General features: G+C 60.7%; 7 protein-coding genes and 3 pseudogenes. 8 read left to right on the top strand and 2 right to left on the bottom strand.

The window, feature by feature from the left end; genetic code table 11:
* From DMZ65_RS19135 to DMZ65_RS19110, 6 genes and pseudogenes are all read left to right on the top strand, one after another.
* Nucleotides 1–326: pseudogene (locus tag DMZ65_RS19135) on the top strand (transposase); the annotation flags it as partial.
* A 76-nt stretch (nt 327–402) separates the two neighbouring features.
* Nucleotides 403–549: pseudogene (locus DMZ65_RS19130) on the top strand (DUF2924 domain-containing protein); the annotation flags it as partial.
* Nucleotides 546–1,271 (top strand): recombinase family protein, encoded by a 726-nt coding sequence (locus tag DMZ65_RS19125; RefSeq protein WP_116600299.1) that lies wholly within the window; start codon nt 546–548, stop codon nt 1,269–1,271. The pseudogene DMZ65_RS19130 and the gene DMZ65_RS19125, both read left to right, overlap by 4 nt.
* Nucleotides 1,249–2,304, top strand: a complete 1,056-nt coding sequence (locus tag DMZ65_RS19120; protein WP_116600297.1) for a DUF2793 domain-containing protein — start codon at nt 1,249–1,251, stop codon at nt 2,302–2,304. Before DMZ65_RS19125 ends, DMZ65_RS19120 begins: the two co-directional genes overlap by 23 nt.
* A gap of 19 nt (nt 2,305–2,323) precedes the next feature.
* Complete coding sequence (locus DMZ65_RS19115) at nt 2,324–2,614, top strand: DUF6127 family protein (RefSeq protein ID WP_116600296.1); 291 nt, start codon at nt 2,324–2,326, stop codon at nt 2,612–2,614.
* A 73-nt stretch (nt 2,615–2,687) separates the two neighbouring features.
* Nucleotides 2,688–3,362, top strand: coding sequence for a YcbK family protein (locus tag DMZ65_RS19110; RefSeq protein WP_116600295.1), 675 nt, complete (start codon nt 2,688–2,690; stop codon nt 3,360–3,362).
* On the opposite strand, the gene DMZ65_RS19595 is transcribed toward DMZ65_RS19110, so the two are convergent.
* Together DMZ65_RS19595 and DMZ65_RS19100 are read right to left on the bottom strand one after the other, a co-directional pair.
* A complete protein-coding gene (locus DMZ65_RS19595) occupies nt 3,323–4,000 on the bottom strand; it encodes a HEPN domain-containing protein (RefSeq protein WP_157960698.1) in 678 nt (225 codons plus the stop codon). The genes DMZ65_RS19110 and DMZ65_RS19595 overlap by 40 nt on opposite strands.
* Nucleotides 4,001–4,022: 22 nt before the next feature.
* Nucleotides 4,023–4,982 carry a helix-turn-helix transcriptional regulator gene (locus DMZ65_RS19100; protein ID WP_232825073.1) on the bottom strand — a complete coding sequence of 320 codons (960 nt, stop codon included), beginning with the start codon at nt 4,980–4,982 and terminating at the stop codon, nt 4,023–4,025.
* A 128-nt stretch (nt 4,983–5,110) separates the two neighbouring features.
* Here DMZ65_RS19100 and DMZ65_RS19095 point away from each other — a divergent pair, with 128 nt between their 5' ends.
* Together DMZ65_RS19095 and DMZ65_RS19090 are read left to right on the top strand one after the other, a co-directional pair.
* On the top strand, nt 5,111–8,389 hold the full coding sequence (locus DMZ65_RS19095; protein ID WP_116600293.1) for a TM0106 family RecB-like putative nuclease: 3,279 nt from the start codon (nt 5,111–5,113) through the stop codon (nt 8,387–8,389).
* 349 nt (nt 8,390–8,738) lie between these two features.
* Nucleotides 8,739–9,229, top strand: a pseudogene (locus DMZ65_RS19090) (transposase); the annotation flags it as partial.

The following is a 9,229-nucleotide window of genomic DNA, read 5'->3' as shown; positions in this document are numbered from 1 at the left end:
ATCTGTCAGCGCCCACCCTCCGAGGCTGACAAGCTGATCCATCACAGCGATCGCGGCAGCCAATACCTGTCGAACAGGTACACCGAAGACTGGCCGAGGCCGGCATCGACACCTCGGTCGGCAGCGTCGGTGACAGTTACGACAACGCCTTGGCTGAAAGCATCATCGGCCTCTTCAAGACTGAGGGCATCAATTTCCTCGGCCCCTGGAAATCGGTTGGTCAGGCCGAATGGGAAACCCTGAAATGGGTCGACTGGTATAACAACACACGCCTGCACAGCGCTATCGGATATGTCACGCCACAAGAAGCAGAGGAGGCTTTCTACGACAGCTTGAACGAGGACGAAAAAGCAGCCCAACTATTGAAACAAACCCTCTCCGGTAAAACCGGGGCGGTTCAGCCAGCACGTCGCCACCGTCACCGCCGAGGGTTTCGACTGGCAGGGTCGGCCTTACAAATCACTCTCCGCGATTGCGTGCGCCATCACCGGCACACGCTGGAACGGCTGGGTGTTCTTCGGTCTGAAAAACCATCGGAGGGGCGCATGACAAAACCGATTGTCAGGAAACTGCGCTGCGCGGTCTACACGCGCAAGTCGTCCGAGGAAGGGCTGGAGCAGGAGTTCAATTCGCTGCACGCCCAGCGCGACGCCTGCGAAGCCTACATCGCCAGCCAGCGGTCCGAGGGTTGGGTGCTGGTCCGCGATCAGTATGACGACGGTGGTATCTCCGGCGGCACGCTGGACCGCCCGGGCCTGCAACAGCTCATGGCAGATATTGAGGACGGGCTTGTCGATGTGGTGGTCGTTTACAAGATCGACCGCCTCAGCCGTTCGTTGGCATATTTTGCCAAGCTGGTGGAAGTTTTCGACCGCAATGACGTGACCTTCGTGTCGGTGACGCAGTCGTTCAACACCACCACGTCCATGGGGCGATTGACGCTGAACATCCTGCTCAGCTTCGCCCAGTTCGAACGCGAGGTGACGGCTGAACGCATCCGCGACAAGGTTGCGGCCAGCCGCAAGAAGGGCACATGGAAGGCCGCACGCGCCGACACAGACGACATCGCCGAGGCCGACGCCCGCGTGGCCCTGCAGCAGCTTGATCCGGTGTGGGACGAACTCTTCCCCGCCGAGCAAGCCCGCATCGTGGCGCTGCTGATCGAGCGCATCGACATCGGCACGGAAGGGCTGAACGTGCGCTTCCGCATCGACGGGCTAGGAGGTCTGGCTCGCGAGATGCAGGCCGGTGGCATCGAGGCGGCTGCATGACCAGCAGGCCCAGAAGCATGTCACCCACAACGAGGCGCTGCGACTGCTCGACGGGCTGGTCCGGCTCTCGGTGCTCGACCGGGACCTAACTGCGCCGCCTGGCAGCCCCGCCGACGGCGACCGCTACATCGTCGGCTCGGGCGCGACGGGCGACTGGGTGGGCTGGGACCTGCACGTGGCGCTGTTCACGGATGGGGCCTGGCTGCGCCTGTCGCCCCGGACCGGCTGGCGAGCTTGGGTCGAGGACGAGAGCCTGCTGCTGGTCTATGACGGCGCGGGTTGGATAGGGACCACACCGACGGCGTTGCAGAACCTCGCCCTGCTCGGCCTCGGCACAACGGCGGACGCCTCGAACCGGTTCTCTGCCAAGCTCAACGCCGCGCTCTGGACGGCGAAGACCGTCGCCGAGGGCGGCACAGGTGACCTGTTCTACACCATGAACAAGGAGGCCGCGGGCGACGATCTCGGTCTGACCTTGCAGACCGGCTTCGTGACCAAGACGCTGGTCGGGTTGTTCGGCTCCGACCGGTTCCGGCTCGCCGTCTCCGCCGACGGCAGCTCCTTCTTCGATGGGCTGAGCGTAGACAACGCCAACGGCATTGTCGATCAGCCGCAACTGCCGCGCTTCAAGGCGTACACCAACTACGACAACTATGTCGGCGTCGGGACATGGACGAAGATCGACCTGAACACCACCGACTACAACGATCAGGGAGCGTTTGATGCCGGGAGCAACCTGCTCACAGCGCCCGTGGACGGCACCTACCTGTTCGGAGTAACGCTGCTTTACAAGGTTAATTCCAGCACCTCAGCCCGGATGCGCGGGCGGCTCGTGCTGAATGGCGCGACCGAAATCCGGGGCTCTTTCGGTGAGATCAGCGGTGCGCATGTCTCGGAAACAACGGCCCTCTGGCTGCAGACTATGTTGCCGCTGACGGCGGGCGATACGGTTGAGCTGCAGGGGTATTTCCGCGCGCAGGATGTGTATTTCGCGGCGGATCACACGTCCTTCTGGGGCTGCAAGATCGGCTGAACGGAGAGAGGATTACCCCATGACACCACCTCGATCCGATCAGGGCTTCGTCCGCATGCCGGACGCCGTGTTCGAGGCCATGCTGGCCCGCGCTGCCGAGAAAGGCGCCAAGCGCGCGCTCGCCGATGTTGGCCTCGACGGCGAAGAAGCGGCGCTCGATATACGGGATCTGCGATCATTGCTCGACTGCGTCCGGCTGGTGCGCCGCACCGCGATGCAGACCGCCGTCCGCATGATCACCACCGGCGTGATGCTGGCGCTGCTCGCGGGCATCGCGATCAAGCTCAAAATCTTCGGTGGCGGTCCATAGCCGCTCGCCACTCCAAACTGTCAGTCCAATCGACCCGCCTCCGAGGCGGGTCTTTTCGTTTCTGGAGGATACCATGACGACGACCTTTTACGACCATTGGCGCGATGTGCCGGAAAAAGCCTGGCGCTGGCCGAATTTCAGCCCGGCCGAGATCGCCTGCCGCGGGACAGGAAAGCTGTTGATCAACAAAGCGGCGCTAGACATGCTGCAGACGCTGCGCGACCGGCTCGGCACGCCGCTGATCGTCCGTTCCGCCTATCGCAGCCCGGAGCACAACCGCACCGTCGGCGGCGCAACGCGATCCAAGCACATGGATGGCGCGGCCTTCGACATTGCCATGTCAAACCATGACCCCGTCGCGTTCGAAACGGCGGCGCGGGCCGTCGGGTTCCTAGGATTCGGGTTCTACCCGCGCTCGGGCTTTATGCACGTCGACCTTGGCCCCGCGTGCCAGTGGGGCGAGCGGTTCCCGGTCCGGGCGACTGCCTTCGCCGAGGAAGCGCCTGTCGCGCGCGAGGTGCTGGCCGAGAGCCGCACTATGAAAGGCGGTGGCGCGGCGGGTGTCGCCACGTTGGGTGCTGCGGGCGTGGAGGTGGCGCAGAGCGTCCTGGCCGAGACCCAGACCGCCATCCTGCCGCTCGTCCCGTACCTCGATACCCTGCGCTGGGTGTTCTTCGATGTAACGCTGGCTGGCATTGCTGTCACGATCTACGCCCGCCTTGACGATTGGAAACGGGGTCGGCGATGATCGGTGGGCTTGTCGCTTCGCTCGTTGGATCGGCATGGGCACGCGCAGCGCTCCGCTACGGCGTCACAGTTATTGCGATCCTTCTGTTCCTGATTGCCCTGCGCAGCTCCGGCGAGCGCGCTGGTCGCCTGGCAGAACGCCTCGACACCAGAGAAAAAGCCAATGAAGCTCAGGACACATACACTGTCACCGGCTTGGAAGGACTGCGCGAAGGAGCGGGCTGAGGTCTTGAAGCGTTCCTTCCAATCCTCAAATCCGTCAATCCCATTGTGGTATTGCCAGAAAAGATTGAAGACGTACCGGTTTTCCATGAGCATCCGAACAGGGCCTGAGAACCGCTGCCACAGTGCCTTGTAGATGCGTTGGTCTTGATCAAGGGCGACCAGTCGACCGAAGTATTCCACGAAAGCAGCGCGTTCTCCCGGGGCGACCGCCTGAAACTCCTGCTCGTCGGCGTAGGCCGCGTTGAATGCGCTCCAAAGGAAAATGAAACGCGCATCATCATCCTTGCCGCAAGCTTCTGCACGGCCGATCCAACTGATGGCGCGATGGGCGCGCAGTCCCATGGTTTCGGGGAAGCCTTCGCGAATGGCGCGTTGCTTTGCTTTCAGGGCCGTATGATCAAGAACGTTTTTCATAGTAAATTCTTATTCAATACCGTCATGGCAGAGCGTCGAAATCCGACCTCTGGTGGCCCGCAATCAATTTGCGCAAGCCTTGGGGCGCTAACACGTCCACCTTGTCGCCCCATTGATAGAGGTGCCATGCCATTTCCAGCCAGCCTGCTGCCTTGAACCTGACGATCAGGCTGCCATCGTCCTGAGGCTCGACAACTTGGGTTGGGTGGAAAAGGAATTCGGCGGCTCGCTCAGCGGCTTCCGGTGAGAAGCGCCACACGACTTCGCCGTATTGTTCGGGGTCTTGATAGACACCAAACGCCTGAGCGGCATAGGTCTCTAAGGAGAAACCCGAGGCCAGTTGGAAGCTTTCGTTCAGAACCTCCGCTTCATGAATCCGATCCATGCGGAAGTTCAGGATGCCTTCTCTACGCGAGGGTTGGCGCGCAACGAGATAGCTGCGGTGCCCCAGCAGCATACCTTGTGGCTCGATCTCACGCGGCGCAGCGCCCTGCGCGCCATAGCTGACGCGCAGCCTGAAGGGACCGCGCAACGCTTCGATGACAGCATCTGTCACGGCAGGCTTCAGCGTAACGGTAGGGCCCGGGCGCGTGACCTGGCCTAATCCAGCCAGCACTGCCTCTGCATCGGCCTCCGACCGAAGCGCGTCCCTTGGATTCAATCGCGCCAGCAGCCCGTCACGGAGATCCTCCAGAGCGCGTGAATGTCGTATACGCCCTTCATCGCGCGCGGTACGCGCCGCAATTTCCAGCGCCTCGATCGCCGTTTCCTGCCGGGGCTGCAGTCGGTCTGGCAAGGGTGCGTCCATCCGCCAGTAACGCCGTCTTTCCGCATCGTCGGCGGTCGAAACGTTCACGAAAGTTGCCTCGAGAGCCTCAGTCATCCGTTGAGCAGTGCGATGCGACACATCGAACTCGGCGCAGATGTCCTCGAGGCTGACGCCACCTCGGCGAGAAGCCGCCATCTGGGCAAGGCGAAGCAAATCCTGCGCTTTTGCAAAAGACATTTGATCTCCATGCCAGAAATTGACACCCTTGCACGGTATTGATGACCTTGCGGTCTGTCGAGGTGATTCCTTGGAGATTGATTTGCATGGGTAATGGAGTAGCAATGAGAGATCTCGACGGTCGCATATTCTTGTCCGCAACGGATCTCATGCGCTTCATGGGCTGCGCACACGCGACTACCCTTGATCTGGCGCATATGCGCGGAACGGGTCCGACGCCGGGAGAAGACACAGAAGACGCAGCGCTTTTGCAAAAGCAGGGCGATGCGCATGAGGCGGCGCACCTTGCACATCTCAAGGAGGCCGAGCGCACGGTCATGGAAATCGAGCGCGGCAAACTTAGCGAAAACGCCGAAGCCACGCGCGCGGCGCTCGCCGCTGGTCCGGATGTCGTGTTTCAGGGCGCGTTTCTGTCGGGGAACTGGGGCGGCTGGTCCGACTTCCTGGAGCGTGTTGAGACCCCCTCGGCGCTCGGACCGTTCAGCTACGAGGTGGCGGACACCAAGCTGAAACGTCGGGCCGATCCCAAACATGTGCTTCAACTGGTGCTGTATTCCGATCTGCTGGCGCAAATTCAGGGGGTGGTGCCCGAGTTTGCGCATGTCGAACTGGGCGACGGCACGCGCGCGACGCTGCGCCTGGCGGACTACTCTGCTTATGCGCGGATGGCGCGAGCGCGGCTGGAAGCCTTCGTCGCTGACCCACAGCCAACACGCACGGTGCCATGTGCTGATTGCGGTCTGTGCCGCTGGGCCGAACATTGCAACAGTGTCTGGCAGGCCGAAGACAGCTTGTTCAATGTCGCCAACATCAGTCGTGGTCAGGTGAAAAAGCTAGAAGCCGCGGGCATTCACACATTGGAGGCTCTCTCGACGCTCGATCACCCAGTGCGCGGAATGGCCGAAAACACCCAGGCCCGTTTGGTCACGCAGGCCCGCCTGCAGCAGGCCCGCAAAACCGGGGAGCCAGATTTCGAACTACGGGCGCCCGAGCCTGGCAAAGGCTTTGACCTGTTGCCGGAACCGCAGCCGGGCGACCTGTTCTACGACATTGAAGGCGATCCACACTACGAGGGCGGCCTCGAATACCTGCACGGCATCTGGTTCGACGGGGAGTTCAAGGCGTTCTGGGCCCATGACCACGACGCAGAAGCGCGGGCATTGTCTGACTTGCTGGCGTTTTTTCGAGCGCGGATTTCGCAGTACCCCACTGCGCGCATCTATCACTACGCGCCCTACGAGATCACAGCGCTCAAACGCCTGACCACGAAATATGGGATCGGAGAGGCTTTCCTTGACCGGCTGCTCCGGGAACGGCGCTTCGTCGATCTGTTCGCCGTGGTCCGCGGCGGACTGATCGGATCGGAACCGAACTATTCCATCAAATCGATGGAGGCATTTTACGACCGCAAGCGCGATGGCGAGGTCAAGACGGCGGGTGGCTCGGTCGTGGCCTATGAGCGTTGGCGAGATACACAGGACCAGCAGATTCTGGACGAGATCGAGGATTACAACCGCATCGACTGTATCTCGACCGAGGAATTGCGCGACTGGCTGGTCGGCATCCGGCCTGCTGGCCCTTGGCCGACACTTGCCCCGGATGCAGGCGATAAAGAGGTCGAACAGGATGCCGATACGCAAGCATTGCGGAGCATACTGGCAGCGTCTGGCTTGCCGGAGGCGCGGCAGGATATGTTGTTCAACCTCGGCGTTTTTCACAGCCGCGAGGTGAAGCCCGCGCAATGGGCCGTATTCGATAGCGCTGCGAAGGACGAAGATGACCTGCTCGACGATCTCGATGCGCTTGGCGGGCTTGAGGCAGCGGGCCCTGTCGAACCGGTCAAGCGATCCTTCGCGCGCCGATACACCTATCCCGAACAGGAAACGAAACTGCGGAGCGGCAAGAAGGCGACGGTTCCAGTGTTCGACAGTCCCCCGACAACGGTCGGAATCGAGTCTATGGATCGCCGTGCCCGTCAGATCACTGTCAAAGCAGGCCCGGGCAAGGCCGACCTCTTGGCGGATCAACTGACGCTGCATCCGGACTGGCCGATCCAGACAGGTGTCATTGCCGGTGCTTTGCGCGATGTGATCGCCGATCAGTGCGGCGCGCGCCGGTACACGGCCGTGGATGACCTGCTGTCGCGCGCTGCACCGCGTCTGGGCTCTGGCCCACGAGGCGATCTTTTGGGCGGGGCAGAACCTGTAGCGGGCACTATTGCCGTGGTGAATGACATGGATGAAACGGTCCTGCCGATTCAGGGGCCACCTGGTACCGGCAAGACCTATGTGAGTGCACGCGCGATCCTGTCTTTGGTACGCAAGGGCCATCGCGTCGGCGTCGCATCCAACAGTCACGAGGCTATCAGGAATGTTCTGATGGGCTGTCTTTCAGCGTTGGAAGACCAAGACCTGCCGATCAATCTCGAACTGGTGCACAAGGTTTCTGGCAGCGAGGATGGTTATCCCGAAGACTGCGATGTGCATCGTACGACCGACAACGCAGAGGCCGCCAATGGCGGGGATGTCGTGGGCGGCACCGCGTGGTTCTTCTCGCGCGACGAAAATGTTCAGGCCTTTGATTGGCTGTTCGTGGACGAGGCAGGCCAGGTCGGACTTGCCAACATGGCCGCCATGGGGCGTGCCGCGCGAAACATCGTCCTCGTGGGCGACCCACGCCAGTTGCCGCAGGTCATTCAGGGGGCACATCCCGAGCCTGCGAACCTGTCGTGCCTGGATTGGATGCTCGGTGAGCATGCGACGGTTCCAGCCGAGCGGGGCATTTTCCTTCCCACATCTCGGCGTATGCATCCTGAAGTCTGTCGGTTCATCTCGGAGCAGGTCTATGAAGGCCGACTGACCAGCCATCCTGATACCGCTCACCAGTGCGTGACAGGCACGACGCTCCCCGAAGCCGGAGCTTTCTGGGTGCCGGTCCCGCATGAGGCTAATGCACAGATCGCACAGGAAGAAGTCGCCGCTATTGGCAAATCTGTCACTGACCTCCTTGACGGCAGCTGGACGGAGAAGGACGGCTGCACGCGGCCGATGGGTGAGACGGACATCATCGTCGTCGCTCCTTATAACGCGCAGGTAAACGCTCTGCGGGATGCCCTTCCATTGGGGGTCCGCGTCGGAACCGTAGACAAGTTTCAGGGGCAAGAGGCACCGGTCTGCCTGGTTTCTATGACCGCATCTTCCGCCGAAGAAACCTCGCGCGGGATGGAGTTTCTGTTTTCGCTAAATCGCATCAATGTTGCGGTCTCCCGCGCCAAGGGACTCGCATTGGTATTTGGAGCCCCGCGATTGCGTGAGGCGAAGTGTAATACTGTTGAGCAAATGCAGCTGGTGAATACGCTGTGTGCTCTGTCATTCATCAAATAGAATGAAAGAGTGAATGCATGAACGAGAACGATTGGTTTGTAATGCGTCCGCAGAAGGCTCAGGCCTATGGCCGCCCTGAAGCCGGCGGCTTTCTGGTACGGAAAGGATCAAGTCCGTTGCGGGAGAGGTCTTCGCACCGTTTGGCAGAGTAATATACCGAGCCGCGCTGAACCCGCTTTCGTACGATCACGAAATAGATGGTAAGTCTTTCGACCGTCCTAGCTTTTTAGTGAAAATACAGGATCCTACAGTGTTGTCCCCAAAAGATAGAGTAAGGGGGTAATCCCCCCTAAAAATAGTGGTGTTCACAAGTAGCATTTTCTCGGCAAGATATCTGAGGAGATTTATGATGAAGAACAGACGATTTAGCGACGCACAGATCATGGCTGTTTTGAAACAGGCAGAGAGTGGCGTTCCGGTCTCTGAGCTGTGCCGCGAGCACGCAATGAGCAGCGCGAGTTTTTACAAATGGCGGGCCAAGTTTGGCGGCATGGACGCGTCCTTGATTTCTGAGATGAAGGATATGGCGGAGGAGAACCGCCGTCTCAAGCGCATGTATGCCGAGATGAGCATGCAAAACGACCTACTGAAGGAAGCGCTTGGAAAAAAGCGTTAAGGCCGTCTCATCGGCGAGAGATGGCCATGAATGCAGTTGCGCAATATGGGGTCAGCATAGCTCTGGCCTGCCGTGCGTTCGAGATCAGCGAGACCTGCTACAGATACAGCCCTGTGCTGAGCGATGAGAACGAAGAGACCGCAGATTGGCTTGAACGCTTGACGACTAACAAGCGGACCTGGGGCTTCGGCCTGTGCTTTTTGTATCTGCGCAACGTGCAGGGC

Origin of the sequence: Primorskyibacter marinus, from assembly GCF_003313245.1 — a bacterium.
GTDB classification, from domain to species: domain Bacteria; phylum Pseudomonadota; class Alphaproteobacteria; order Rhodobacterales; family Rhodobacteraceae; genus Primorskyibacter; species Primorskyibacter marinus.
This window is presented reverse-complemented; position numbering and strand designations above follow the sequence as displayed.

Bases quoted from the DNA above. Each gene is read 5' to 3' on its own strand.
- DMZ65_RS19125 (WP_116600299.1), top strand. From the start codon at position 546: ATGACAAAACCGATTGTCAGGAAACTGCGCTGCGCGGTCTACACGCGC.
- DMZ65_RS19115 (WP_116600296.1), top strand. From the start codon at position 2,324: ATGACACCACCTCGATCCGATCAGGGCTTCGTCCGCATGCCGGACGCC.
- DMZ65_RS19110 (WP_116600295.1), top strand. From the start codon at position 2,688: ATGACGACGACCTTTTACGACCATTGGCGCGATGTGCCGGAAAAAGCC.
- DMZ65_RS19595 (WP_157960698.1), bottom strand. From the start codon at position 4,000: ATGAAAAACGTTCTTGATCATACGGCCCTGAAAGCAAAGCAACGCGCC.
- DMZ65_RS19095 (WP_116600293.1), top strand. From the start codon at position 5,111: ATGAGAGATCTCGACGGTCGCATATTCTTGTCCGCAACGGATCTCATG.